The organism is Streptomyces sp. A2-16 (assembly GCF_018128905.1).
GTDB lineage: Bacteria > Actinomycetota > Actinomycetes > Streptomycetales > Streptomycetaceae > Streptomyces.
Genome location: NZ_CP063808.1, coordinates 1,305,755 through 1,331,434, shown reverse-complemented (window position 1 = coordinate 1,331,434; position 25,680 = coordinate 1,305,755). Strand labels below are relative to the sequence as shown.

The 25,680-nt window shown below is 70.2% G+C and carries 21 protein-coding genes; 10 read left to right on the top strand and 11 right to left on the bottom strand.

The window, feature by feature from the left end; all coding sequences use genetic code 11:
- The first annotated feature begins 104 nt into the window (after window positions 1–104).
- Window positions 105–1,139 (top strand): class II fructose-bisphosphatase, encoded by a 1,035-nt coding sequence (gene glpX / locus IOD14_RS06245; protein ID WP_123991426.1) that lies wholly within the window; start codon window positions 105–107, stop codon window positions 1,137–1,139.
- 93 nt (window positions 1,140–1,232) lie between these two features.
- Here glpX and IOD14_RS06240 read toward each other — a convergent pair whose 3' ends face one another.
- Window positions 1,233–1,607: a WhiB family transcriptional regulator gene (locus IOD14_RS06240; RefSeq protein WP_123991425.1), complete on the bottom strand. Its 375-nt coding sequence runs from the start codon at window positions 1,605–1,607 to the stop codon at window positions 1,233–1,235.
- Window positions 1,608–1,781: 174 nt separating this feature from the next.
- Window positions 1,782–2,519, bottom strand: a complete 738-nt coding sequence (locus IOD14_RS06235) for a DUF1707 domain-containing protein (RefSeq protein ID WP_123991424.1) — start codon at window positions 2,517–2,519, stop codon at window positions 1,782–1,784.
- A 166-nt stretch (window positions 2,520–2,685) separates the two neighbouring features.
- Between IOD14_RS06235 and IOD14_RS06230 the strand changes: the two genes are divergently transcribed.
- From IOD14_RS06230 to IOD14_RS06215, 4 genes are all read left to right on the top strand, one after another.
- Window positions 2,686–4,353, top strand: coding sequence for a fumarate hydratase (locus IOD14_RS06230; protein ID WP_212669841.1), 1,668 nt, complete (start codon window positions 2,686–2,688; stop codon window positions 4,351–4,353).
- Between the two features lie 794 nt (window positions 4,354–5,147).
- Window positions 5,148–6,533 carry a class II fumarate hydratase gene (locus IOD14_RS06225; protein ID WP_123991422.1) on the top strand — a complete coding sequence of 462 codons (1,386 nt, stop codon included), beginning with the start codon at window positions 5,148–5,150 and terminating at the stop codon, window positions 6,531–6,533.
- Window positions 6,534–6,605: 72 nt separating this feature from the next.
- On the top strand, window positions 6,606–7,298 hold the full coding sequence (locus IOD14_RS06220; protein WP_174269223.1) for a DUF402 domain-containing protein: 693 nt from the start codon (window positions 6,606–6,608) through the stop codon (window positions 7,296–7,298).
- A gap of 295 nt (window positions 7,299–7,593) precedes the next feature.
- The gene (locus tag IOD14_RS06215) at window positions 7,594–9,717 is read left to right on the top strand and encodes a SpoIIE family protein phosphatase (protein WP_212669840.1); all 2,124 of its coding nucleotides are present in this window, start codon (window positions 7,594–7,596) and stop codon (window positions 9,715–9,717) included.
- A gap of 65 nt (window positions 9,718–9,782) precedes the next feature.
- On the opposite strand, the gene IOD14_RS06210 is transcribed toward IOD14_RS06215, so the two are convergent.
- Entirely contained in the window at window positions 9,783–12,137 is a 2,355-nt protein-coding gene (locus tag IOD14_RS06210; protein ID WP_212669839.1) for a transglycosylase domain-containing protein, read from the bottom strand.
- Window positions 12,138–12,376: 239 nt separating this feature from the next.
- On the opposite strand from IOD14_RS06210, the gene IOD14_RS06205 reads away from it, so the two are divergent.
- From IOD14_RS06205 to IOD14_RS06185, 5 genes are all read left to right on the top strand, one after another.
- The gene (locus IOD14_RS06205) at window positions 12,377–13,294 is read left to right on the top strand and encodes an SPFH domain-containing protein (protein WP_123991419.1); all 918 of its coding nucleotides are present in this window, start codon (window positions 12,377–12,379) and stop codon (window positions 13,292–13,294) included.
- A complete protein-coding gene (locus IOD14_RS06200) occupies window positions 13,291–13,581 on the top strand; it encodes a hypothetical protein (RefSeq protein WP_212669838.1) in 291 nt (96 codons plus the stop codon). The genes IOD14_RS06205 and IOD14_RS06200 overlap by 4 nt, the downstream gene beginning before the upstream one ends.
- 105 nt (window positions 13,582–13,686) lie before the next feature.
- Complete coding sequence (locus tag IOD14_RS06195) at window positions 13,687–14,208, top strand: PadR family transcriptional regulator (protein ID WP_007384438.1); 522 nt, start codon at window positions 13,687–13,689, stop codon at window positions 14,206–14,208.
- Window positions 14,205–14,891, top strand: a complete 687-nt coding sequence (locus IOD14_RS06190; RefSeq protein WP_212669837.1) for an ABC transporter ATP-binding protein — start codon at window positions 14,205–14,207, stop codon at window positions 14,889–14,891. The genes IOD14_RS06195 and IOD14_RS06190 overlap by 4 nt, the downstream gene beginning before the upstream one ends.
- Entirely contained in the window at window positions 14,888–17,251 is a 2,364-nt protein-coding gene (locus IOD14_RS06185; RefSeq protein WP_123991416.1) for an FtsX-like permease family protein, read from the top strand. The genes IOD14_RS06190 and IOD14_RS06185 overlap by 4 nt, the downstream gene beginning before the upstream one ends.
- Before the next feature lie 22 nt (window positions 17,252–17,273).
- Here IOD14_RS06185 and IOD14_RS06180 read toward each other — a convergent pair whose 3' ends face one another.
- The 8 genes from IOD14_RS06180 to IOD14_RS06145 form a co-directional block, all read right to left on the bottom strand.
- Entirely contained in the window at window positions 17,274–17,702 is a 429-nt protein-coding gene (locus IOD14_RS06180; RefSeq protein WP_123991415.1) for a hypothetical protein, read from the bottom strand.
- A gap of 4 nt (window positions 17,703–17,706) precedes the next feature.
- The gene (locus IOD14_RS06175; RefSeq protein ID WP_174269222.1) at window positions 17,707–18,105 is read right to left on the bottom strand and encodes a roadblock/LC7 domain-containing protein; all 399 of its coding nucleotides are present in this window, start codon (window positions 18,103–18,105) and stop codon (window positions 17,707–17,709) included.
- A gap of 42 nt (window positions 18,106–18,147) precedes the next feature.
- Window positions 18,148–18,966 (bottom strand): MarR family transcriptional regulator, encoded by an 819-nt coding sequence (locus tag IOD14_RS06170; RefSeq protein WP_249125852.1) that lies wholly within the window; start codon window positions 18,964–18,966, stop codon window positions 18,148–18,150.
- 154 nt (window positions 18,967–19,120) lie between these two features.
- Complete coding sequence (locus IOD14_RS06165) at window positions 19,121–20,470, bottom strand: AI-2E family transporter (protein ID WP_212669836.1); 1,350 nt, start codon at window positions 20,468–20,470, stop codon at window positions 19,121–19,123.
- A gap of 124 nt (window positions 20,471–20,594) precedes the next feature.
- A complete protein-coding gene (locus IOD14_RS06160) occupies window positions 20,595–21,278 on the bottom strand; it encodes a transglycosylase SLT domain-containing protein (RefSeq protein ID WP_249125851.1) in 684 nt (227 codons plus the stop codon).
- 399 nt (window positions 21,279–21,677) lie between these two features.
- Window positions 21,678–23,003: a PhoH family protein gene (locus IOD14_RS06155; RefSeq protein WP_123991412.1), complete on the bottom strand. Its 1,326-nt coding sequence runs from the start codon at window positions 23,001–23,003 to the stop codon at window positions 21,678–21,680.
- Between the two features lie 324 nt (window positions 23,004–23,327).
- Window positions 23,328–24,101 carry an isoprenyl transferase gene (locus tag IOD14_RS06150; protein WP_123991411.1) on the bottom strand — a complete coding sequence of 258 codons (774 nt, stop codon included), beginning with the start codon at window positions 24,099–24,101 and terminating at the stop codon, window positions 23,328–23,330.
- Window positions 24,102–24,808: 707 nt separating this feature from the next.
- Window positions 24,809–25,597, bottom strand: coding sequence for a class I SAM-dependent methyltransferase (locus IOD14_RS06145; protein WP_212669835.1), 789 nt, complete (start codon window positions 25,595–25,597; stop codon window positions 24,809–24,811).
- Window positions 25,598–25,680 lie beyond the last annotated feature (83 nt).

Sequence of the window (25,680 nt, the reverse complement as noted above, 5' to 3'; positions counted from 1 at the left end):
GGTCCGCTCATCCGTGGGGTCCCCTGCTCATTTTGTCGGACTGGCGATAGAGTCGACGGTCGAACCCTCATCCGGCCGTCGTCGTATCAGAAAGGTGCGCTCCGATGACCGAGCATCATCATCTGCCGTCCGAACTCGAAGTCCCCTCCGAGGCCCCCGACCGCAACCTCGCCCTGGAACTCGTCCGGGTGACCGAAGCCGCCGCGATGGCCGCGGGCCGCTGGGTCGGGCGGGGCGACAAGAACGGCGCCGACGGCGCCGCAGTGCGTGCCATGCGGTCCCTGGTCTCCACCGTGTCGATGAACGGCGTGGTCGTCATCGGCGAGGGCGAGAAGGACGAGGCCCCGATGCTCTTCAACGGGGAGCGCGTGGGCGACGGGACCGGCCCCGAGTGCGACATCGCCGTCGACCCGATCGACGGAACCACGCTGACGGCCAAGGGCATGCCGAACGCGATCGCGGTGCTGGCCGCGGCGGACCGGGGCTCGATGTTCGACCCGTCCGCCGTGTTCTACATGGACAAGCTGGTCACGGGGCCCGAGGCGGCGGACTTCGTCGACATCGACGCACCCGTCTCCGTGAACATCCGGCGGGTCGCCAAGGCCAAGCGGTCCACCCCCGAGGACGTGACCGTGGTCATCCTCGACCGGCCCCGGCACGAAGGCATCATCAAGGAGATCCGGGAGGCGGGCGCGCGGATCAAGCTGATCTCCGACGGCGACGTGGCGGGCTCGATCTACGCGCTGCGCGAGGGCACCGGCGTCGACATGCTGCTGGGCATCGGCGGCACGCCCGAGGGGATCATCTCGGCCTGTGCCGTGAAGTGCCTCGGCGGGACGATCCAGGGCAAGCTGTGGCCGAAGGACGACGAGGAGCGGGCGCGGGCGATCGACGCCGGGCACGACCTGGACCGGGTGCTCACGACCGACGACCTGGTGTCCGGGGAGAACGTGTTCTTCGTGGCCACCGGGATCACCGACGGCGAACTGCTGCGGGGCGTGCGGTACCGGTCGGAGACGGCGACGACCGACTCGATCGTGATGCGGTCGAAGTCGGGCACCGTGCGGCGGATCGACTCGGAGCACCGGCTGAGCAAGCTGCGGGCCTACAGCGCGATCGACTTCGATCGCGCCAAATAGCTGGGGGTACGGGTGCTCGCCCCTAGGTAGGCCCACTCGACCCGGTCAAGAAGGCGCCCCCGGTGCGGTGGGGGCGCCTTCTTGTACGGGTGCTCAGCCCGCCTGGGCTATGCGTGCCGCCCGCGCCGCCTTCTGCAGTTCCATGTCGCGGCGGCGCCTGCGGGCCAGAACGACCCGGCGCTCGGCCGCGGTGAGGCCGCCCCAGACGCCGTAGGGCTCGGGCTGGAGCAGGGCGTGTTCGCGGCACTCGACCATGACCGGACAGCGGGCACAGACGCGCTTCGCGGCCTCCTCGCGGGAGAGCCTGGCGGCGGTGGGTTCCTTGGACGGAGCGAAGAACAGGCCGGCCTCGTCGCGCCGGCACACCGCCTCGGTGTGCCATGGAGCGTCTTGGTCCCTGTCCCGCACTGGCACCCGCTGGGCCGGAACGGCAGCGACCTGCAGGGACGAATGCGGCGGTTGCAGCACGGTCTACTCCTGACGACGGCTTCGCGAGCGAGAGACGATGCAGCAAGCCCTACCCGCTGTGCGCGCGCCTATGCACTGAGTCCCGAACCGCTGGTTTCCGGGTGCTCGGGTGTCCTCGCGGGAGCCGGTCGAGGGCGGATCCGGGCGTCCGGGGCCCGCCCGGATTCACGACCGTCAACGATCCAGGTGTTTGCGCAAACTCCTGTCGACCTTGCGGTCCACCGCGCGCTGCACCCGGTCGAGGATGTCCGCGATGAACTTGCCGCGCCGGGGCTTCGCGTCCACGCTGCCCAGCACGGCCCAGCCGTCGACGTACACCACGGGTGCGTCCGGCTCCTCCGAGTCGAGTGTGTCCACCTGGAAGTCGCCGAGGACACCGACTCCCGAGCCGCGCAGCGAGATGTTCTCGGGGACCCGCACCTCGACGCTGCCGCAGACCGAGAACGCCTTGATGACGACCTGGCGGTACTCGAAGATCGCCTCGCTGAGGTCGATCTCGACGCTGCCGAAGATCGCGTAGGCGTGGATGCGGCGGCCCGCGCGCCAGCGGCCCTTGCGGACGGCGCCGCTGAAGACCGCCACCACGTTGTCGTCCGGGTCGTGGGGTATCGCGTCGGTGGGGCGATGGGGGGCCGGGGCCCAGGCCGGGGCGGCACGGCGCCCGTGGGCCGCCGGCAGGTCCCTTATGAAGACCTCCAGCTCGCCCACCGTCTTCGCGCTCAGCACCGCCTCGACCCGCTCGGCGTGCTCGTCCGCGGTGAGGCGGCCCTCGGCGAGGGCCTCGCGCAGGATGTCGGCGATACGGTCGCGGTCGGCGTCCGAGGCACGCAGGTCGGCGTCCGAGGCACGCGGGGCGGCCGCCGCGGGTGCGGGGCCCGGCTGCTGGTGAAGGTCGGGCTTCTGAAGGTCCACGGCAGCAGCGTACCGAAACGCGATAGATCGCGACTAGGCCTGTGGACAACTCTTGGTGAACCGACTGAGCCCTACCTCACAAGCTTCCGTCCTTGGACAGGTTCTAGGCTGGTGAGGCCCGCCAACGGCGGTGGGCCGCCGTCTTTCGAGTGAGGAATGGGCTGAGATGCCTGAGTTCGCATACACCGATCTGCTCCCCATGGGAGAGGACACCACCCCCTACCGGCTGGTGACCTCCGAGGGTGTCTCCACCTTCGAGGCCGACGGGCGGACCTTTCTCAAGGTGGAGCCCGAGGCGCTGCGCAAGCTCGCCGCGGAGGCCATCCACGACATCCAGCACTACCTGCGGCCCGCGCACCTCGCTCAGCTGCGACGGATCATCGACGACCCCGAGGCGTCGAGCAACGACAAGTTCGTGGCGCTGGACCTGCTGAAGAACGCGAACATCGCGGCGGCCGGTGTGCTGCCGATGTGCCAGGACACCGGTACGGCCATCGTGATGGGCAAGCGCGGGCAGAACGTGCTGACCGAGGGCGGTGACGAGGCGGCGCTGTCGAAGGGCATCTACGACGCGTACCTGAACCTCAACCTGCGCTACTCGCAGATGGCCCCGCTGACCATGTGGGACGAGAAGAACACCGGCTCCAACCTCCCCGCGCAGATCGAGCTGTACGCCACCGACGGCGGCGCGTACAAGTTCCTGTTCATGGCGAAGGGCGGCGGCTCGGCCAACAAGTCGTTCCTGTACCAGGAGACGAAGGCCGTCCTGAACGAGGCCTCCATGATGAAGTTCCTGGAGGAGAAGATCCGTTCGCTCGGTACGGCCGCCTGTCCGCCGTACCACCTGGCGATCGTCGTCGGCGGCACGTCCGCCGAGTACGCGCTGAAGACCGCCAAGTACGCCTCCGCGCACTACCTGGACGAGATCCCGGCCGAGGGTTCGGAGCTCGGGCACGGCTTCCGGGACAAGGAGCTGGAGGAGAAGGTCTTCGAGCTGACGCAGAAGATCGGGATCGGGGCGCAGTTCGGCGGCAAGTACTTCTGCCACGACGTGCGTGTCGTACGGCTGCCTCGGCACGGCGCGTCCTGCCCGGTCGCGATCGCCGTGTCCTGCTCGGCCGACCGCCAGGCCGTCGCGAAGATCACCGCGGAGGGTGTGTTCCTGGAGCAGCTGGAGACGGACCCGGCGCGGTTCCTGCCGGAGACGACGGACGAGCACCTGGACGAGTCCTCGGACGTCGTGCGGATCGATCTCAACCAGCCGATGGACGACATCCTCGCGGAGCTCACCAAGTACCCGGTGAAGACGCGGCTCTCGCTGACCGGTCCGCTCGTGGTCGCGCGTGACATCGCGCACGCCAAGATCAAGGAGCGGCTCGACGCGGGTGAGGAGATGCCGCAGTACCTGAAGGACCACCCCGTGTACTACGCGGGGCCGGCGAAGACGCCCGAGGGCTATGCGTCGGGCTCCTTCGGTCCGACCACGGCCGGCCGTATGGACTCCTACGTCGAGCAGTTCCAGGCGGCGGGCGGTTCCAAGGTGATGCTGGCCAAGGGCAACCGCAGCAAGCAGGTCACGGCCGCGTGCGACGCCCACGGCGGCTTCTACCTCGGCTCGATCGGCGGCCCGGCCGCCCGGCTCGCCCAGGACTGCATCAAGAAGGTCGAGGTCGTCGAGTACGAGGAGCTCGGCATGGAGGCGGTCTGGAAGATCGAGGTCGAGGACTTCCCGGCGTTCATCGTGGTCGACGACAAGGGCAACGACTTCTTCCAGGACCCGGCACCCGCGCCGACGTTCACGTCGATTCCGGTACGGGGACCTGGGCTGGCGTAACTCCTCGGGCACGGCGGGGACGCCCACTCGCCCCCGCCGCGCCATCCGGGGGGACTGCCACCCCTTCGCCCCCGGAACCACCTTCACGGGACTCCGCCCCGAATCCGGCACGGGGACCTGGGCTGGCGTGGGCCCTCGGGCACGGCGGGGAGGTCCTCTCACCCCGCCGCCCCATCCCAGAGGGGCTGCCACCCCTTCGCCCCCGGAACCCCCTTCGCGGGGCTCCGCCCCTGCACCCCACCGGGGCTCCGCCCCGAACACCGTCAAGACCTCGCCGCGAACCCCACCGGGGCTCCGCCCCTGCGCCCCGCCACGACTCCGCTCCGGACCCCGCCGGGCCTCTGCTCCCGCACCCCGGCAGAGGTCTGTCCCTGCGCACCGTCATGTCCTCACCTCTCCCCCCTCATGGTCCCGCCCCTCCACTCTGCGCAGGGCGACCCGGTAGCGAGCGCTGGGAGAGGCGGGCGTCGCGCCGGACTCGACGAGGGCGAAACGGACGACCGCCAGGGGATGCCATCACCTGCGCCACGCCAGAGGGTCCGTCCCCGGACCCCGCCACAACTCCGTACCCGCACCCGGCCGCCGGGGCCCGCCCGCGCACCCGGCCGGGGCCCGCCCCTCCACCCCGCCAGACCCTCGCCCTGCACCCCGTCAAGGCTGGGCTCCGCACCCCGTCAAGGCCCCGCCCCGACCCCGTCGGCCAACAGGGCCCCGTACCCGCCCGCCAGGTGGTTCCGGCTGGACCGGTGAGGTGACGGCGGAACATACGGGTCCCTCCGTTCGCTGTACCCGGTATGAGCGAATACCGCATCGAGCACGACTCCATGGGCGAGGTCCGGGTCCCGGTGGACGCCAAGTGGCGGGCGCAGACGCAGCGGGCCGTGGAGAACTTCCCCGTTTCCGGGCAGCGGATCGAGCGGGCGCACATCGAGGCGCTCGCGCGGATCAAGGGGGCGGCCGCAAAGGTGAACGCGCGGCTGAACGTACTCGACAAGGACGTCGCCGAGGCGATCCAGGAGGCGGCCGACGAGGTGGCCCGGGGCGAGTGGGACGCGCACTTCCCCGTCGACGTCTTCCAGACCGGCTCCGGTACCTCGTCGAACATGAACACCAACGAGGTCATCGCGACCCTGGCGACCGAGCGCCTCGGCCGTGCCGTGCACCCCAACGACCACGTCAACGCCTCCCAGTCGTCCAACGACGTCTTCCCCTCCTCCATCCACATCGCCGCCACCGCCGCCGTCACCCGCGACCTGATCCCGGCGCTCCAGCACCTCGCCGACGCCCTCGGCCGGAAGTCCGAGGAGTTCGCCGACGTCGTGAAGTCGGGGCGGACGCACCTCATGGACGCCACCCCGGTGACCCTGGGCCAGGAGTTCGGCGGGTACGCCGCCCAGATCAGGTACGGCGTCGAACGGCTCGAGGCCTCCCTGCCCCGGCTCGCAGAGCTGCCGCTGGGCGGCACCGCCGTCGGCACCGGCATCAACACCCCGCCCGGTTTCTCCGCCGCCGTCATCGAGGAGGTCGCCCGCACCACCGGGCTGCCGCTCACCGAGGCGAGGGACCACTTCGAGGCGCAGGGCGCGCGGGACGGGATCGTCGAGACCAGCGGGCAGCTGCGGACCATCGCGGTCGGGCTGACGAAGATCGCTAACGATCTGCGGTGGATGTCCTCCGGGCCCAGGACGGGGCTGGCCGAGATCTCGCTCCCGGACCTCCAGCCCGGCTCCTCGATCATGCCCGGCAAGGTCAACCCGGTGATCCCGGAGGCCGTCCTCATGGTCGCCGCCCAGGTGATCGGCAACGACGCCACCGTCGCGACCGCCGGCGCGGCCGGCAACTTCGAGCTCAACGTCATGCTGCCGGTCATCGCGAAGAACGTCCTGGAGTCGATCCGGCTGCTGGCCAACGTCTCCCGGCTGCTCGCCGACCGGACCGTCGACGGCATCGTCGCCCACCGCGAACGGGCCCGGGAGTACGCCGAGTCCTCCCCCTCCGTGGTCACCCCGCTCAACAAGTACATCGGGTACGAGGAGGCCGCGAAGGTCGCCAAGAAGTCGCTGGCCGAGCGGAAGACGATCCGCCAGGTCGTGCTGGAGAGCGGGTACGTCGAGCGCGGTGACCTGACGGAACAGCAGCTCGACGAGGCCCTGGATGTCCTGCGGATGACGCGGCCGTAACCTTTCCCTTCGCCGGCGTGAACCGTGACGCGCACCGCAGCGTCGTATGCCTATGGCACCTAATATCTGTGCATGGCAGACGGTGGAGCGGTGAGAGCGGTGGAAGCAGGCACGTCGGCGCGCTTCTGGGAGCCCGGGAGTCAGATCCTGTGGCGCTACCGGGAGAACGCGGGCGCGCAGTTCCACATCGCCCGCCCGGTCACCGTCGTGCGCGACGACGAGGACCTGCTCGCCGTCTGGCTGGCACCGGGCACCGAGTGTGTGAAGCCGGTGCTGGCCGACGGCACACCGGTGCACGCCGAGCCGCTGGAGTCCCGTTACACCAAGCCGCGTTCGGTGCAGCGGGACCGCTGGTTCGGCACCGGGGTGCTGAAGCTGGCACGGCCGGGGCTGCCGTGGTCGGTGTGGCTGTTCTGGGAGCCGGGCTGGCGGTTCAAGAACTGGTACGTGAACCTCGAGGAGCCGCTGACGCGTTGGGCCGGGGGTGTGGACTCCGAGGACCACTTCCTGGACATCACCGTGGATCCGGACCGCGATTGGCAGTGGCGGGACGAGGACGAGTTCGCGCAGGCCCAGCGGGACGGCCTGATGGGCCCGGACCTGGCCGAACAGGTCAGGGCGGCGGGGGTGTCCGCGGTGGAGGTGATCCGCGCCTGGGGCCCGCCGTTCTCGGACGGCTGGCCCGACTGGCGGCCCGATCCGTCCTGGACTGTCCCGCTCCTTCCGGAAGACTGGGACCGTACGCCCGCGCACTTGTCCTCATGAGACCCTTGATGCGCCCCCGGTCTGCAAACGTAGGATCGTCCTCCGCAAGAGCGCGCAGCGGCAACTTCCGGAGCGGGCACTGGGCTTGACCGATCGTCACCGAGGGGCGGCAGGACGTGAGCGTGGGGTACGAGGGCAACACCGGTACGGGCCGCGGAAGGTTGACCAAAAACGCAGGAACAGCCCCTGACCACGCGGGAATACCGTTCCTGGGACATGCATTCCGGGTATCGGGATTTCGGCGGGACCAACTGCGCGTACGGCGCGCAGCCCCGGACGGACGGATTCGACACGCGTGACGGAGCACCCGACCTCCTTCGAACGCCCCCAACCGGGCGTCGACCCCACGGACCCCCGCGGGGCGCTCCTGCGTTCCCCGGCGCCACCGCCCGCCCAGGGCGTCGAGGCGTCGACCGCTTTACCCGTCCAGGCCCGCTCCGGTGAGACCGCGCCCGAGACGGCACCCGTCGTCCAGGGCGGCCACAGCACGACCGGGAGGACCGGCAACCACAAGGACATGGGCATGAACCCGGCCGGTACCGGCCCCGAGCACTCCCAGCCGGCCGCCGCGGAGCAGGACACGCACCGCCCGCGGCCCGTTCCCGACGGCGTCCCGGTCCAGCCGGGCGGCGAGGACGAGCGGGTGCCCCAGAGCGGCGACGAACGCCGTAGCGGCCAGGGGCTGCCCCCGGGCCGGCCCACGCCCATGCGGCGGGACGGGGACCGGCTGCGTTTCGTGGGCGCGGCGACCCGTCGGATCGCGCGCGGCATCGATCTGGACGAGATCGTGATGGGGCTGTGCCGGGCGACCGTGCCGACCTTCTCGGACGCGATCCTCGTCTATCTGCGCGACCCGCTGCCCGTGGGCGACGAGCGGCCCACCGGCCCCCTGGTGCTCCGGCTGCGGCGCAGCGACCGCATCCCGCAGCAGGAGCGGGATCTGGAGGACGGCATCCTGCCGGTGCCGGTGCCGGAGAACCCGAGCGAGCTGGACGCGCTCGGCACCGAACTGTGCGAGGTGCAGCCTGGCAGCGCGCTCGCCGAGGTGCTGCGCGGGGTGCGCCCGGTCTTCACGGACACTCCCGCGGCCCACGCGGCGCTGCCGGAACTGCTCGGCGAGGGCTGCGAGTTCGCCGTGCCGTCGGGGCGTCGCGCGATTCTCGCCCCGCTGCGCGGCCGGCGCCGGGTGATCGGGGCCGCCCTGTTCCTGCGCCGCCCCGACCGCATCGCCTTCGACCCGGACGACCTGCTGGTCGCCGCCCAGCTCGCCACGCACAGCGCGCTGGGCATCGACAAGGCGGTCCTCTACGGCCGTGAGGCGTACATCGCCGACGAGCTCCAGCGCACCATGCTGCCCGAGACGCTCCCCCGCCCGACCGGCGTCCGGCTGGCCTCGCGCTATCTGCCGGCCGCCGAGACGGCCCGGGTGGGCGGTGACTGGTACGACGCGATCCCGCTGCCCGGCAGCCGTGTCGCGCTGGTCGTGGGTGACGTGATGGGGCACTCCATGACGTCCGCGGCGATCATGGGCCAGCTGCGCACGACCGCGCAGACCCTCGCCGGGCTCGACCTGCCCCCGCAGGAGGTGCTGCACCACCTCGACGAGCAGGCCCAGCGGCTCGGCACGGACCGTATGGCGACCTGCCTCTACGCGGTCTACGACCCGGTGTCGCACCGGATCACCATCGCCAACGCGGGTCATCCGCCGCCGGTGCTGCTGCATCTGGGCGGCCGCGCGGAGGTGCTGCGGGTGCCGCCGGGCGCGCCGATCGGTGTCGGGGGCGTGGACTTCGAGGCCGTGGAACTGGACGCGCCGGCCGGGGCGACGCTGCTGCTGTACACCGACGGGCTCGTCGAGTCGCGCCTGCGGGACGTGTGGACCGGCATAGAGCAGCTGCGGGAGAAGCTCGCCGCGACCGCGCAGCTGACCGGGCCGGATCATCCGCCGCCGCTGGAGGCACTGTGCGACGAGGTGCTCGACATGCTCGGTCCTGGCGACCGGGACGACGACATCGCGCTGCTCGCGGCCCGCTTCGACGGGATCGCGCCGAGTGATGTGGCGTACTGGTTCCTGGAGCCGGAGGACGCGGCCCCGGGGCGGGCACGGCGGCTCGCGCGGCGGGCGTTGTCGCGGTGGGGCATGGAGGATCTGACCGACTCCGTCGAGCTGTTGGTGAGTGAGGTCGTCACCAACGCGGTGCGGTACGCGACCCGGCCGGTGACGCTCCGGCTGCTGCGGACCGATGTGCTGCGGTGCGAGGTCGGGGACGACGTGCCGCAGCTGCCGCGGTTGCGGCAGGCCCGGGCCACCGACGAGGGCGGGCGGGGGCTGTATCTGGTCAACCGGCTCGCCCGGCGGTGGGGGGCCACTCGGCTGAGCACCGGCAAGGTGGTCTGGTTCGAGCTCAACAGGGGGTAGCGGCCCCAGGAACGACGAGAGGGGCGCCCGGCCTGTGCCGGGCGCCCCTCTCTCTGTGTCCGTCGCTACTGTTCGTCGTTCGGGTCGAACGGGTTCTCCGGTGCTGTCGGGGTGTTCTGCGGTGTCGTCGGCGGGGTCGTCGTCGGCGGAGTCGTCGTCGGGGTGTTGGACGGGGTCGACGGCGGAGTCGTCGTCGGCGTCTCCGACGGGGTTTCCGACGGCTTCTCCGTGGTCGGGGTCGACGACGGGGTGTTGGACGGGGTCGCCGAGGGGCTCGGGGTCCAGCTGGGCTGGACCGCGGCACCCTGGTCGGTGTCCAGGTCGAACTTGGTGTTCTTGCCCGCCACGCCGAAGGTGTAGGCCGCCCAGATCTGCGCCGGGAAGCCACCGCCGTTGACCCGGGGAAGGCCGGCGGTCTTGTACATCTTGCTCTGGCCGCGGGTCTTGTAGTCCTCGCCGAAGAGACCGACCGAGGTGACGAGGTCCGGGGTGAAGCCGGTGAACCAGGCCGACTTGTTGTCGTCGGAGGTACCGGTCTTGCCGGCGACCTTGCGGCCGTCGCGGGCCGGGTTCTCCGCCACGGACACCTCGGCCGTACCGTCGTCGACCACGCCGGTCAGCACCGAGGTGACCGTGTCGGCGGCCTCCCGGCTGATGACCTGGTCGCCGATCGGGTCGGGCATCTGGAACTCGGTGCCGCCCTGCTCCGCCGACTTGATGATGGTCGGCGTGACCTGCTTGCCGTGGTTGTCGAGGGTGGCGTAGACGCCGGCCATCTGGATCGGGCTCGCGCCCATGGTGCCCAGGGTGTAGGCGGGCAGCGGCTTGAGCTTGCCGGTGTCCATGCCGAGCTTGGTGGCGGTCGCCAGCACCTTGTCCATGCCGACGTCGACACCCATCTGCGCGAAGACGGAGTTGATGGACTGGTTCATCGCCGTCTGGACGGTGACCTGCTTGCCGTAGTCGTGGTCGTCCTCGTTCTCGGGGGCGAAGCCGACCTTGTCGCCGTTGCTGTCCACGACCTGGCGCTTGCTGGTGCCGTCGTAGATCGTGTTCGCGCCGATCGCCTTGCCGCTCTGCGTCTCGGAGCCGTTCTCCAGGGCGGCGGCGAGGATGACCGGCTTGAAGGTCGAGGCGGGCTGGTAGTCGGTGCGGTTGGCGTTGCTGATGTAGTGCTTGGTGTAGTCCGAACCGCCGTACAGGGCGACGATCTTCCCCGTCTTGGGGTCGACGGAGGCGGCACCCGCCTGGACGTTCTTGTCGACCGTGCGCTTCTTCGGGTCCAGCTTGCTGGTCAGCTGGGTCTTGACCGCCTTCTCCAGCTGGGCCTGCTTCTTCTTGTCGATGTTCAGGGTGATGGTCCACCCCGAGTTCTCGACCCGGGCCTCCGCCTCGTCCTGGGTGATGCCTTCCTTGGCCATCAGCTGCTTCTCCAGCTGCTGTTTGGCGAGCTTGATGAAGTAGCCCTTCTGGCCCTCCATGCCCGGGGCGGCCTTGGGCTCCTTGGGCACCGGGAACGTCATCTTGTCGCGCTCGGCCTTGCTCAGCCAGCCCTGCCCGACCATGTTGTCCAGGACGTAGTTCCAGCGCGCCTGCACGAGCTTCTTGCCGGTGTCGCTGGCGACCGCCCAGTCGTACTGGCTCGGCGCCTGGAGCAGCGCGGCGAGATAGGCGCCCTGCGCGACGGAGAGCTTCTTGGCGTCGACGCGGTAGTAGTCCTGGGCGGCGGCCTGGATGCCGTAGGCGCCGCGGCCGTAGTAGCTGGTGTTGATGTAGCCCGCGAGGATGTCGTCCTTGGACGTGGTGCGGTCGACCTTCAGCGAGATGACCAGTTCCTTCAGCTTGCGCGTGACGGTCTGGTCCTGGTCGAGGTAGTAGTTCTTGACGTACTGCTGGGTGATCGTGGAGCCACCCTGCTTGCCCTTGCCGGAGAGGGTGTTGATCAGACCGCGGGCGGTGCCCTTGAGGTCGATGCCCGCGTCCGTGTAGAAGGTCTTGTTCTCGGCCGCCACGAAGGTGCGCTGGACCGGCTTGGGCACCTCGGAGAGGTCGACGATCTCGCGGTTGGTGTCGCCCTCGCGGGCCATGACCGAGCCGTCGCTGTACTTGTAGATGTTGCTCTGTTCCTGCGCGGCCGCGTTGCCCTTGGGCACGTCGATCATCATGTACATCACGACGAAGGCGCCGATGCCGAGCAGGCAGAAGGCGAAGAAGGTGCCGAGGATCTTCTTCCAGGTGAAGAGCCGGCGTATGCCGCTCTTACCGTTCTTCGCGCCCTTCTTACCGCGGGCGGCGGCCTTGCGGGCCGCGGCCCTGCCGCCGGTCGCGATGCCCTCGCTCGGCGTCCCGGACGAGCGCGTGGGCGGCGCCGCGCGGCGACCACCGCGCTGACGTGCTCTTCTCTCTTCCGCTCGTCCCATGGGTCGACTCGCTCCGCTTCCTCATCGGCGGCCACACAGGTTCGTGGCTCAGGTCAGCTCAGAAAGCTAACACCGGTCTATATGACACAGGGCCTTCGGTCCGGTCTCGGGAGGGCGTGAGAATCAGCACCCGCCTCCTCGGAACCAGACCTCCGAGGGGGCTTCAAGGTTGCCGGGAAGGGGTAAAGTGATATCACTTAGCTAGAACCAAGATAGACCTTGAAACGGGGGGACCCTCCATGTCCGCACACGATTCCGTGCCCGCCACGGACACACCCGACATGCCCGCCCCGCGCGTGCGGGAGGTCGCCGCGCACAGCATCGGCGGCGCGCTCGCGCTGCTGCTGGGCCTGCTCGGGCTGCTGATCGCCGTCGTCCTGTTCGCCGCGAGCGGGGAGAGCCCCGGCTTCGCGGTCGGCGGTGCGCTCGTCCTGATCGCCGCGCTGATCTCGCTGCGCGGCCTGAACACGGTCGCGCCGGGCGAGGCCCGGGTCGTCCAGCTCTTCGGCCGCTACAAGGGCACGATCCGCCAGGACGGCCTGCGCTGGGTGAACCCCTTCACCTCCCGCACCAAGGTCTCCACCCGGGTCCGCAACCACGAGACCGCCGTCCTCAAGGTCAACGACGCCTACGGCAACCCGATCGAGCTGGCCGCGGTCGTGGTGTGGAAGGTCGAGGACACCGCACAGGCCACCTTCGAGGTGGACAACTTCGTGAAGTTCGTCGCCACCCAGACCGAGACGGCCGTACGGCACATCGCGATCGAGTACCCCTACGACGCCCACGACGAGGAAGGGCTCTCGCTGCGCGGCAACGCCGACGAGATCACCCAGAAGCTCGCCACCGAGCTGCACGCGCGCGTGGAGACGGCCGGCGTGCAGATCATCGAGTCCCGCTTCACCCACCTCGCCTACGCTCCCGAGATCGCCTCGGCGATGCTCCAGCGGCAGCAGGCCGGCGCGGTCGTCGCGGCCCGCCGCCAGATCGTGGAGGGCGCGGTCGGCATGGTCGAGGAGGCGCTCGCCCGCATCACCGAGCGGGACATCGTCGAGCTGGACGACGAGCGCAAGGCGGCGATGGTGTCCAACCTGATGGTGGTGCTGTGCGGCGACCGGGCCCCGCAGCCGGTCCTCAACACCGGGACGCTCTACCAGTGACGGCACCTTCCGCACCTTCTGAGGGCGGCCCCCCCGAGCGGCGGCCTCAGCAGCGCAAGCAGGTGCTGCTGAGGCTGGACCCGCTGGTGTACGAGGCGCTGGCGCGGTGGGCCGGGGACGAGCTGCGGTCGGCGAACGCGCAGATCGAGTTCCTGCTCCGCAGGGCCCTGAAGGAGGCCGGCCGGCTGCCCGGGGACACCGGGCCGCTGCCGCGCCGGGGACGGCCGCCCAAGGCCGCGGGAGAGGCCGAGGACGGCGGGGGCACTGGAGGCACTGGAGGCGCGTAGCAGAACCGTGACAATCGGCCCCCACCTGCGGCTCCTCACCCCCCGGACCCGTCTGCACACCCCATGTATACACGTGGGGTATACACCGCATGTACAGTCCTGTGCATGTCCATCGGTCACACCCTCCTGGGACTCCTGGAGTCCGGGCCCCGCCACGGCTACGACCTCAAGCGGGCCTTCGACGAGAAGTTCGGTCACGACCGGCCGCTGCACTACGGCCAGGTCTACTCGACCATGTCCCGACTGCTGAAGAACGGTCTCGTCGAAGTCGACGGGATCGAGCCCGGCGGCGGCCCCGAGCGCAAGCGGTACGCCATCACGGACGCCGGGATCACCGACGTGCAGCGGTGGCTCGCGACGCCGGAGAAGCCCGAGCCGTACCTTCAGTCCACGCTGTACACGAAGGTCGTCCTCGCGCTGCTCACCCACCGCGACGCCGGTGACATCCTCGACAACCAGCGCGCCGAGCATCTGCGGATGATGCGCATCCTCACCGACCGCAAGCGCAAGGGCGACCTCGCCGACCAGCTGATCTGCGACCACGCCCTGTTCCACCTGGAAGCCGACCTGCGCTGGCTGGAACTGACCGCCGCGCGTCTCGACAAGCTCGCGGAGGTGGTCAAGTGACCCCGGCCGGTTCCCTTCTCGTCGCCGACAAGCTGTGCAAGGCGTACGGTCCTACTGTCGCGCTCGACGGCGCCGAGTTCTCCATCCACCCCGGCGAGGTCGTCGCCGTGATGGGCCCGTCCGGGTCCGGCAAGTCGACCCTGCTGCACTGTCTGGCCGGGATCGTCACGCCCGACTCGGGCTCGATCCTGTACAACGGCCGCGAGATGGCGACGATGAGCGACGCCGAGCGCAGTGCGCTCAGGCGCTCCGAGTTCGGGTTCGTCTTCCAGTTCGGACAGCTGGTGCCCGAGCTGACCTGCGTGGAGAACGTGGCGCTGCCGCTGCGGCTGAACGGCACCTCCCGCAAGGAGGCCGAGAAGGCCGCGCTGGTGTGGATGGAGCGCCTGGAGGTCGACGACCTGCGCAAGAAGCGGCCCGGCGAGGTGTCCGGCGGTCAGGGGCAGCGGGTGGCCGTGGCCCGGTCCCTGGTGACGGGCCCGCGGGTGCTGTTCGCCGACGAGCCGACCGGCGCGCTCGACTCCCTCAACGGCGAACGGGTCATGGAACTGCTCACCGAGGCGGCCCGGTCCACCAACGCGGCCGTCGTCCTCGTCACCCACGAGGCACGGGTCGCCGCCTACTCCGACCGCGAGATCGTCGTACGGGACGGGAAGTCCCGGGACATGGAGCGGGTCGTATGAGCCTGCGCCAGTGGTCCAGAGACCTCGGCATGGGGGTCAAGTTCGCCTTCGCGGGCGGACGCGAGGGGTGGGTCCGGGCGCTGCTGACCGCGGTCGGTGTCGGGCTCGGGGTGGCGCTGCTGCTGTTGACCACCGCACTGCCGAACGCGCTGGCGGTCCGGCACCAGCGGGGCGACGCCCGCGCGGACACCAACTACGGGCAAGAGATGAAGAAGGCCGACAACACCCTGCTGTCGGGGAACGCGTCGACCACCTTCCGGGACATGGACGTCCGCGGCCGGGACCTGGAGCCCGAGGGCCCGAAGGCGCCCCTGCCGCCGGGGGTCGCGAAGTTCCCCGCGGTCGGCGACATGGTCGTCTCCCCCGCGCTGAAGAAACTGCTGGAGTCCCCCGACGGCAAGCTCCTGCGGGAGCGGCTGCCGAACCCGATCGTCGGGACGATCGGCGAGAGCGGGCTGATCGGCTCCCACGAACTCGCCTTCTACCGCGGGGCCGAGGGGCTCGCCGGCCAGGACATCAACGGCGCCGGGATCAGCCGGATCGACAAGTACGGGAACCCGAACCCGACCGAGTCGGAATCCGACCCGGTGCTGGTGCTGCTGGTCCTGGTCGTCTTCGTGGTGCTGCTGATGCCGGTCGCCGTGTTCATCACCGCGGCCGTGCGCTTCGGCGGCGAGCGGCGCGACCGGAGGCTCGCGGCGCTGCGGCTGGTGGGCGCCGACGGCCGCTCGACCCGGCGGATCGCCGCCGGCGAGGCGCTGGCGGGCTCGGTGCTCGGACTCGTCCTCGGCACCGTGTTCTTCCTGATCGGCCGTGAAGTGGCCGGTTCCGTCGAGGTGTTCGGGCAGAGCGTGTTCCCGAGCTATCTCAACCCCTCGCCGCTGCTGGCCCTGCTGGTCGCGGTCGCGGTGCCCGCGGCGGCCGTGCTGGTGACGCTGCTCGCGCTGCGGGGCGTGGTGATCGAGCCGCTCGGTGTGGTGCGGACGGCGAAGCCCGCACGGCGCAGGCTGTGGTGGCGGCTGCTGCTGCCGCTGGCCGGCCTCGGGATGCTCTACCCGATGGTCGGACAGGGCCGGGACGGCGGCGACTTCAACCAGTACCTCGTCACGGGCGGAGTGATACTGCTCCTGGTCGGCGTGACCGCGCTGCTGCCGTGGATCGTCGAGGCGGTCGTGGCCCGGCTGGGCGCGGGCGGACTGTCCTGGCAACTGGCCGTGCGCAGGCTGCAGTTGAGCAGCGGCACGGCGGCCCGGATGGTCAACGGCATCGCGGTCGCGGTGGCCGGGGCGATCGCGCTGCAGATGCTGTTCGCCGGCACCGAGAGCGACTACACGAAGGACACCGGCTACGACATCTCGCGGGCGCAGATGCAGGTGAGCGTCCCGAAGGGGCAGTCGCTCGCGGCGACCGCGAAGGAACTGGCCGAGACCAAGGGCGTCCGGCAGGTGTACGCGTTCGACGAGGGCTTCGTCAACGACGGGCCGGGCGACGACGCGAGCTGGGCCCGGGTGACCGTCGCGGACTGCACGTCCCTGCGCGAGGTGGCCAAGCTGACCTCCTGCCGCGACGGTGACGTCTTCGCCTCCCATGTCGCGCCGGAGGCGGGCGAGGGCGCCACCGACAGGCTGAACGCCGACGACGAGTCGACCGCGGCGGCCCGGCCCGGCAGGAAGCTCTGGTTCGACACCTCCGAGGACCCGGAGAAGCCCACCTCGGTCGTCTGGACGGTCCCGAAGGCCGTCAAGCAGGCGGAGTCCATCGCCGACCCCACGGGCTACCGGCGCGGAGGACTCCTGGTCACCCCGGGCGCCTTCCCCGCGAAGGCCGCGGCGGGTGTGCGCGGACAGATCTACCTGCGGCTCGACGACTCGCTGCCGGACGCGCGCGAGTACGTCCGCAACACGGCCGCCCGGATCGACCCCCACGAGGAGCCGATGACCTGGGTGTCCACCCAGAGCAACGACCGCTACGAGTCGATCCGCACCGGCCTGTTCGTGGGCGCCGCCTGTGTGCTGGCGCTGATCGGGGCGAGCCTGCTGGTCTCCCAGCTGGAACAGCTGCGGGAGCGCAAGAAGCTGCTGTCGGCGCTGGTCGCCTTCGGCACCAAGCGGCGCACCCTGAGCCTGTCGGTGCTGTGGCAGACGGCGATCCCGGTCGCGCTCGGGCTGCTGCTGGCGTCGGTGGTGGGGCTGACGCTGGGCGTGGTCCTGCTGAGGATGACGAGCACCTCGGTCCGGGTGGACTGGACGAGTGTGCTGTCGATGACGGGCGTCGGCGCGGGGGTCGTGCTCGCGGTGACGCTGCTGAGTCTGCCGCCGCTGCTGAGGCTGATGCGGCCGGACGGGCTGCGGACGGAGTAGCCGCCCGCAGCCGGGTGTCCGCTCAGAGGCTGTACTCCTTCACCACCCGCCGGACCTGGGCGAACAGCATGCCGACGTTGACCGACTTGCGGCACACCACGACGGCCACGACGTCCTGCTGTTCGACCAGCCGCACAAACAGGTGCGTGAGGTTCTCGCTGTTGACCAGGATCTCCTGGAAGAAGTGGTTGTCGCTGCTGATCCCGCGGCGCTCCTTGAAGACGTCCTCGATCATCACGACCGTGCGGCCCTGGAACAGGTCGAGAGTCGCCCCCGCCAGGAGGTCCAGGACCTCCGGGGGGTGGTTCTCGACCGTCTCGTAGGACAGCAGCATGCCGGTGGACATGTCGACCACGCCGGACGCGACGCAGTCGGGTGCATCGGTGCGAAGGGACTTGACCAGGCCCATCACCTGGTCGGAGAAACCTGGGGTCATACGCTTCGTCGCCATCCCTTCAGACTCCTTCTGGTGCTTTCTCGGTCGCCTTGTCGGTGAGGATCGAGCCGATCCGGTTCAGGGTCGGCTGCGTCGCCCGGTGCAGCTGGTCCACGTCCATGCCCTCGTCGCCGAGCACGACCATCAGGGCGGTGTCACCGACGGCGTAGAAGGCGGCGCAGCCGTGGCTGCCGTACGTCACCGTCCTGCGCAGCGTGCCGCGGGCGGTCGCCCCGGCGGTGCGCCGGGCGAGACCCAGGCCGGCCGCGGCGAGCGCGGCGAGCCCCTCCGGGTCGATCGAGTCGGCGGTGTCCGCGGCGATGAGCAGCCCGTCCGCGGCGGCCAGCGCGGTGTCCGTTATTCCGGTGACCTGTTCGCGCAGACAACGCATTTCGAGCGCCAGGGCTTGGTGATCCATATACTCAACTCCCCTGATTCTTGTCACATCTGATCGGCTTTTTCATTTGGGCGTTCCGTTTCGGAGTCGGAAGAGGCTGCCGGGTTTTCGGCGGGGCAGATCGGTTTTCGTCAGCGCCGGGGGCTGCTCCACGGGGGTGGGTGTGCGGGGCCGGAGTGCGTCGCCGTCGGGGAGGGAGCGGACCGCGACGGGTGCGGGCGGTCCGGCGCACACCAGCAGCCCTTCGTCGAGCATGCGCGCCACCTCGACCGTCACGGTGTAGACACCGCGCCCGACCCGGAAGGCGAGATCGCGGGCCGTACTGCGGCCGTCGGCGTGGGTGAGCAGCTCGCGCCGCAGAATGCTGGATCCGTGGTCCGTGCCCGCGGGCACGGGCCGTTCCCGGTCGGGGTGCACGGGGTGCGGCAGCGCGGCGAGCGCGGTGAGTCTGCGGATCGCCTCCTGGAGCAGCCTCAGCGGTGGTTCACCCAGCGGGACCTGCGCGAACGGCTCCGCGGTGGGCAGCCGTTCGCACTCCTCCACCCGACCCGCGGCCATCGCGAAGGCGGCGTCGTGCAGGGCGAGCGCGCACACCACCCGCAGTTGCGCGGCCCCCGCGTAGCCGTGGGCGATGAGCGCGGTGGCCGGCCAGCGCGAGCCGCCCGACTCCCGCACCAGCTCGGCCCACTGCTCGCCGCTGACCCGCCCGGAGCGCAGCAGCAGCGCCTCGGGTCCCGGGGCGCCGGGCGACTCCACGGCGACCACCCGGCCGTCCCCGAAGTGGAAGGTGCCGCCGGGTGTCCCGGTGATCCGCAGCTCCCCGGTGAAGCCGTCACGGCCGCACGCGGCCAGGGCCTGCGCCAGGTGTTCGTGGCCCGACATCACACCCCCCGCCGCCTCGCACATACGCCTGACGCGTAGCGCTGAGGAGGGAATGTGTATCAGTCCGGGCGCATATTCCGGGGGTGGGTTTCCTACCTGCCGCTAGTTGACGGAACTTGAATCGGCAGGCTGCTCAAAACAGTGCGTTCGGCGCTCATTTGACCGAATCCGAGGCAGGTTTTTCAGGGTCCGGAGGCGGTTCCGCCGCCCCCTCCTCGCCGGTGACGACCTCGTCCTCGTCCTCGTCCTCGGGGTGCGCCGACTGTTCCTCGGCGTACGCCTTGAGGTAGCTCACCACCGTGTTCGTCACCGCCACCAGCGGTACGGCCACCACGGCTCCGCCGATGCCGGCCACCATGCCGCCGGTCGCGACCGTGAGGACGACCGCGAGCGGGTGGACGCGCACCGCGCGGCCCAGGATGAACGGCTGCAGGATGTGGCCCTCGATCTGCTGGACGGCGAGGACCACCGCGAGGGTCATCACCGCCGTGAACACGCCCTGGGTGACCAGCGCGACCAGGACCGCCAGCGCGCCGGAGGCGACCGCGCCGACGAGCGGGATGAACGAGAACAGGAAGATGAAGACGGCCAGCGGCACGGCCATGGGCACCTTGAGGAAGTAGATGCCGATGCCGATGAAGACGGCGTCGATGAGGGCCACCAGGACCGTGCCGCGGACGTAGGCGGTCAGGGTGCGCCAGGCGCGCGGGCCCGCGCCGGCCACGGCGGGACGGGCGGCCGCGGGGACCAGCTTCAGCGTCCAGTTCCAGATGCGCCGGCCGTCGTAGAGCAGGAACAGGGTGGAGAAGAAGGTCAGCAGGATGCCGGTGAGCGCCTCCACGACCACCTGGACGCCCTCCAGGCCCGCCGAGGTGATCTGGTCGGTGTTGGCGCCGACCGCCTCCCGCAGGTTCTTGGCGATCTGGTTGATCTGCTTGTCGGTGACGTGGAAGGGGCTCTTCAGGAGCCAGTTGCGCAGATCGTCGATGCCGCTCTGGATCTGGTCGGAGAGGTCGTCGATGTTCTCCATGACCTGCCAGGTCACGAACCAGCCCATCAGCCCGATGATGACGAAGCCGAGGATCGCGGTGAGCGCCGTGGCGGGGCCGCGCGGGACGCCGTGACGCATCAGGCGGGCCACGGTCGGCTGAAGCAGTGCGGTGATGAGCAGGGAGACGACGAAGGCGAAGACGACGAGCTGGACGGAGCTGATGATCCGCATCAGCACCCACACGGTGCCCGCGAGGACCAGGAGCCGCCAGCCGGCCTCGGCGGCGACCCGTACGCCCCACGGCACGGCCTGCGCCGGGTCGGGGCGGGGAACCAGCACGACGGGCGGGCGGGAGGCGGTGCTCGCGGGTTTGCGCGGCTTGCGCGCGGGCTGCTCGGCCGCGTCGGCCTCGGCCTCCTCACGGGCCATCTCCGCGCGGCGCTCGTCCAACCGCTCTCCCACATCGGTCAGCCGGGCACCGACCCGACCGATCCACCCTGGCACTCGCGACATGATCCGTCCTCTTCCCCCGTCTCTCCCCACCACTCCTCCCTGGAGTCGTCCGGTCCGACCGTACATGGCAAAAGCCCCTCCCCCTAGGACGGGGAGGGGCTTCGCGAGGTTGAGAGCCGGGCGCTCAGTACCAGTGGTTGGCCTGCCAGAACGACCAGGCCTCACAGGGGCTGCCGTAGCGGCTGTCCATGTAGTTGAGGCCCCACTTGATCTGGGTGGCCGGGTTGGTCTGCCAGTCGGCACCGACCGACGACATCTTGGAGCCCGGCAGGGCCTGGAAGAGACCGTAGGCACCGGAGGAGGCGTTGACGGCCCGGTAGTTCCAGCTGGACTCGTGGTCCACGATGTTGCTGAAGCACTGGAACTGTCCGCTCGGCACCATCGACGCGGCCATCGACTGGATCTGCGCCACGGTGTACGAGCTCTGGACCGGGAAGCTCGAGGCGCTCCGGCTGGCCTTCTCCTTGGCCTCGGCGCGCTCCTTGGCTTCCTTGGCCGCCTTCTCGGCGGCCTCCTTCTTCTCGATCGCGGACTTGGCGGCGGCCTTGCGGGCCGACTCCTCCGCGATCTTCTTGGCGCTCGCGTCCGCGGCGATGGCCTGGGTGTCGGCCTGCTGCGTGAGGGACGCGGTCTGCACCTGAGCCTGCTCACCCGCGGGGATGTCCGCCAGGAGCGTCGTGTCGGCTGCCGTCGCCTCGGCGTCGTTCGGCTGCGCGACACTGCCGGAGGCAACTCCGACAACGCTTCCGACAGCGGTGACCGCGGTGGCGGAGGCCACTGCGAATCCCCGGACCGAAATCGGGCTCACACGGTTTCCTTCCAGCATCGCCCGCTTCGGTGACCCTGGCGGACGCAATCGTGCCCCTGGACACTGGCCTCCCAACTGCGGGGTCACGGGAGGCACGGGCCCGGTGGGCAACTCCCTTGCGAGGAGCGCCACGTGATGCTCGGGCGGCATACGGCGAACGATATGGAGTTGACGTGGTGCTGTTGTGGTGCCGTACCGCTGGGGGTACAGGTGTGCCGTATGCGGGGCCTGACAGAACCGAGACTCTGCCGTAACCGGACGCCGGGTGGCAATTCTGAGTTGCGTGTGAAAGCTCACATCCCGTTTGACCCCAGGGATTTCGAGAAACCTCGACACGCGAAGGCGCCGCCCGGCTAGGCTCTTGGCCTTTCCGGACGGCGCCAACGGGCGGTTACTACCTCAGATTTGGCCGTCCTCCAGCATTTCGGTCACAAGGGCCGCGATCTGGGACCTCTCGGACCTCGTCAGCGTGACGTGGGCGAAGAGGGGGTGCCCCTTCAGCTTCTCCACCACGGCGACCACGCCGTCGTAGCGGCCGACCCGCAGATTGTCCCGCTGGGCCACGTCATGGGTCAGGACGACCCGTGAATTCGCGCCGATTCGGGACAGAACGGTGAGAAGTACATTCCGCTCCAGGGACTGCGCCTCGTCCACGATCACGAACGCGTCATGGAGCGAGCGGCCGCGGATGTGGGTGAGCGGCAGGACCTCGAGCATCCCGCGTGCGGTGACCTCCTCGATGACCTCGCGGCTGGTGACCGCGGACAGCGTGTCGAAGACCGCCTGTGCCCAGGGGCTCATCTTCTCGGACTCGGAGCCCGGCAGATAGCCGAGTTCCTGCCCGCCGACCGCGTACAGCGGACGGAAGACCATGACCTTCTGGTGCTGACGGCGCTCCAGGACCGCCTCCAGGCCCGCGCACAGCGCGAGCGCCGACTTGCCGGTGCCGGCCCGGCCGCCCATGGACACGATCCCGATGTCCGGGTCGAGGAGGATGTCCAGCGCGATGCGCTGCTCCGCGCTGCGGCCCTTGATGCCGAACGCCTCCCGGTCACCGCGCACCAGGCGGATGTTGCCCTCGGGCGAGACCCGGCCGAGCGCCTTGCCGCGCTCGGAGTGGATCGTCAGACCCGTGTGCACGGGCAGCTCGGAGGCCTCGGGGACGTAGACGTGCCCCTCGTCGAAGAGGATGTCCACCTGCTCGCCGGGCAGGGTCAGTTCGGACATTCCGGTCCAGCCGGAGGAGTCCGTGATGGCGAGCTCGGCGCGGTACTCCTCGGCGAGGAGACCGACCGAGGACGCCTTGATCCTGAGCGGGAGGTCCTTCGACACGACGGTGACGTCGAACCCCTCGGCCTGCAGATTGCGGGCGACCGCGAGGATGCGGGAGTCGTTGTCCCCCAGGCGGTAGCCGCTGGGCAGCACGCTGGGGTCCGAGTGATTGAGCTCGACACGGACGGTCCCGCCCAGCTCCCCGATCGGGATGGGGGCGTCGAGGCGTCCGAACTTCACCCGGTAGTCGTCGAGCAGGCGCAGGGCCTGCCGGGCGAAGTAGCCGAGTTCGGGATGGTGCCGCTTGGCCTCCAGTTCCGTGACCACCACGATGGGGAGCACGACCTCGTGCTCCTCGAAGCGGGTCAGGGCGTTCGGGTCGGCCAGCAGGACGCTGGTGTCGAGAACATAGGTGCGCCGGTCAGGCATACGGCGCTTTGTGCTGGTCACCACGGAAGGACGTACCCCCTCGGATGAGGTCGGGGAGCGACGGAGTGGAGCTGGACCGGTCGACGGCCCGTTTGCACGGGCCGGGAACCGGCCCTCCACTGCTTCTTCCGTGCTGAGACCGCACGGCAAGGCTGGTGCAAAGGGCCTCCCGGGCGGACGGCCCCGTGCCGCCCGCTGAGATCCGACACCCGTGGTTCGGGCATCGACCTGCTTGGCTTATGCCCTCGAACATGCGGTGCCATGCCAGTGCATATGACGGCGCCCTGGTGAACTCCTGGTTACTTCCGCCCCAGAACGGGGTAACCGCCCTCCCCTGTGCGGCGCCTGTCAGCCGCCGTAGCGCCGGTGCCTGGCCGCGTAGTCGCGCAGCGCGCGCAGGAAGTCGACCTTGCGGAAGGCCGGCCAGAAGACCTCACAGAAGTAGTACTCCGAGTGAGCGGTCTGCCACAGCATGAATCCGGACAGCCGCTGCTCGCCGCTGGTGCGGATCACGAGGTCGGGGTCGGGCTGGTCGCCGGTGTAGAGGTGGCGGCCGATCATGTCGATGTCGACGGCCTCGGCGAGCTCCTCCATCGAGGTGCCCTTGTCCTGGGCGTCCAGCAGCATCGACCGTACGGCGTCGGCGATCTCCTGGCGGCCGCCGTAGCCGATGGCGACGTTGACGAGTATTCCGTCGACGTGGGCGGTGGACTCCTCCGCCTCCTTCAGCGCCGTCTGCATCGGGGAGGGCAGCAGGTCGGGGGTGCCGACGTGGTGGACCCGCCAGCGGCCGTCGGCGGCGAGGGTGCGCACGACGTCCTCGATGATGCCGAGGAGGGGGCCGAGCTCCTCCGGCGGGCGGTTGAAGTTGTCCGTCGACAGCAGCCACAGGGTGACGACCTCGACGTCCGTCTCGGTGCACCAGCCGAGGAACTCCTCGATCTTCTCCGCGCCGGCGCGGTGTCCGTCGACGGGAGTGGAACCGGCGGCCTTCGCCCAGCGCCGGCTGCCGTCCACGATGACACCGATGTGCTTGGGCACCTGGGCGTGGTCCAGGTGGCCCTCCACCCGGCGTGCGTACAGCCTGACCAGCAGGCCGCGCAGCTTGTCGCGCAGGTTCACGTGAAAGTCAGCCCCTTTGAGATGGCGGTCCCCGCGGCTAGAGCCTACCGGGGCTTCGGGGCGCCAACTGCTGGGGGCCTTCCGGCGCATGGGCGACCGCGGGTCGTCGGTACCGGTCGCACGCACGCGGCGAAGAGCCTGCCGATACGGCTCCGCGCCCTGGGCGAGTACCCCGGCCGCCGCTCTCATGCGCGTCCGGCACGCACCTCGCGCGCGTCCCGTAGGCAACAAAAATCGGGCCGGTCCGTGGGGGGGAGACGGACCGGCCCGAGGGGGGGTTTCCACCATAACCCTTCGTGAGGGATGGTGCGTGCATCGGCGTGCCACAACTACTCTCCGCAGTCGGGCGGCAACGGCGCGGTGGCCTGACGAAGCCCTGTTCATGGGGGTTTCGTGGCTGAATCGCAGCGGAATCATGGGGTCGTGGGGCATCGCCCGCGCGGGTGACTCCGGGTCGGAACGTTTCTTTGACGCCGGGAAGTGGGCGCGGCACCGCGCAGCCCCCTCCTCTGCGCGGTGCCACCGCGCAGCTTTGCTGACGCGAATTGCCTCGCCTTGAATTTACGTCAACCGAAGCCCTGACGCGAGCCGCCTTGGATAACGATGTGGAAACCCCGTGAAGACCATGGATATACGGGGCAGGTCGGCCCGCGATGTACGCATTGTCCGGTTCGCAGTGATCCGGGGGTGGTCGCAGGCGCGGTACCTCAGGCGGACGGCTTGCGGGCCTCCAGCAGATGGCGGCTGCTGTGGGCGACGAAGGGCCCCTCGGACTCGATCCGCTCGTGCAGGGACCGCAGCCGGGGCTCGTACTCCTCCACGGTGAAGCCGGGGACCATCCACACCACCTTGCGCAGGAAGTGGACGACGGCGGCGATGTCGTGGAACTCGATCCGCAGCCGCTCGGCGCGCAGGTCGACGATCTCCAGCCCGGCGGCCTCGGCATCGGCGCATTCACGGTCGGGACGGCGCCCCGCGCTCTGCTCCTCGGGCTGCGGGCCGAGGAAGTGCTCGACGAGTTCGAAGACGCTGCGCGGGCCGACGTGCTGGGCGAAGTAGGTGCCGCCCGGCTGGAGCACGCGTGCGATCTGCGCCCACTGGGGGCTGACGGGGTGTCGGCTGCTGACCAGGTCGAAGGTCTCGTCGGCGAAGGGCAGCGGCGCGTCCTCCGCCGAGGCGACGACCACGATGCCGCGCGGGCGCAGCAGTGCGGTGGCCTTGGCGACGTTCGGCGGCCAGCCCTCGGTGGCCGCGGCGAGCACGGGTGTCCTGGCCCCCTGCCCGAGGGCGAACTCCATGACCTCACCGCCGCCGGTCTGGATGTCCAGCGAGGCGGTGGCACCGGCCAGCCGCCCGGACAGCGAGCGGGCGTACCCCCAGGACGTCCGCGCCTCGGTGGCCCGCCCCTCGAACCAGGAGAAGTCCCACCCCTCGGTGGGCACGGCAGCGCCCTCGGCGACGAGGTCCTCGAAGGTGCGGGTGTGTGTGGAGGTCATGGGTTCGATCGTGGCAGGCGGCAAGGGAGGGGCGCCGCTCATTTTTCGGGGGCGGGAGGCCGGGTGGTCCCGCTTCGGCCGAC

Excerpts from the sequence above, each read along its gene's own strand:
- IOD14_RS06145 (WP_212669835.1), bottom strand. The coding sequence starts at position 25,597 with ATGACCTCCACACACACCCGCACCTTCGAGGACCTCGTCGCCGAGGGC.
- IOD14_RS06180 (WP_123991415.1), bottom strand. The coding sequence starts at position 17,702 with ATGGCGACGAAGCGTATGACCCCAGGTTTCTCCGACCAGGTGATGGGC.
- IOD14_RS06175 (WP_174269222.1), bottom strand. The coding sequence starts at position 18,105 with ATGGATCACCAAGCCCTGGCGCTCGAAATGCGTTGTCTGCGCGAACAG.
- IOD14_RS06230 (WP_212669841.1), top strand. The coding sequence starts at position 2,686 with ATGCCTGAGTTCGCATACACCGATCTGCTCCCCATGGGAGAGGACACC.
- IOD14_RS06165 (WP_212669836.1), bottom strand. The coding sequence starts at position 20,470 with ATGTCGCGAGTGCCAGGGTGGATCGGTCGGGTCGGTGCCCGGCTGACC.
- IOD14_RS06225 (WP_123991422.1), top strand. The coding sequence starts at position 5,148 with ATGAGCGAATACCGCATCGAGCACGACTCCATGGGCGAGGTCCGGGTC.
- IOD14_RS06185 (WP_123991416.1), top strand. The coding sequence starts at position 14,888 with ATGAGCCTGCGCCAGTGGTCCAGAGACCTCGGCATGGGGGTCAAGTTC.
- IOD14_RS06210 (WP_212669839.1), bottom strand. The coding sequence starts at position 12,137 with ATGGGACGAGCGGAAGAGAGAAGAGCACGTCAGCGCGGTGGTCGCCGC.
- glpX (WP_123991426.1), top strand. The coding sequence starts at position 105 with ATGACCGAGCATCATCATCTGCCGTCCGAACTCGAAGTCCCCTCCGAG.
- IOD14_RS06195 (WP_007384438.1), top strand. The coding sequence starts at position 13,687 with ATGTCCATCGGTCACACCCTCCTGGGACTCCTGGAGTCCGGGCCCCGC.
- IOD14_RS06205 (WP_123991419.1), top strand. The coding sequence starts at position 12,377 with ATGTCCGCACACGATTCCGTGCCCGCCACGGACACACCCGACATGCCC.
- IOD14_RS06170 (WP_249125852.1), bottom strand. The coding sequence starts at position 18,966 with ATGTCGGGCCACGAACACCTGGCGCAGGCCCTGGCCGCGTGCGGCCGT.
- IOD14_RS06220 (WP_174269223.1), top strand. The coding sequence starts at position 6,606 with ATGGCAGACGGTGGAGCGGTGAGAGCGGTGGAAGCAGGCACGTCGGCG.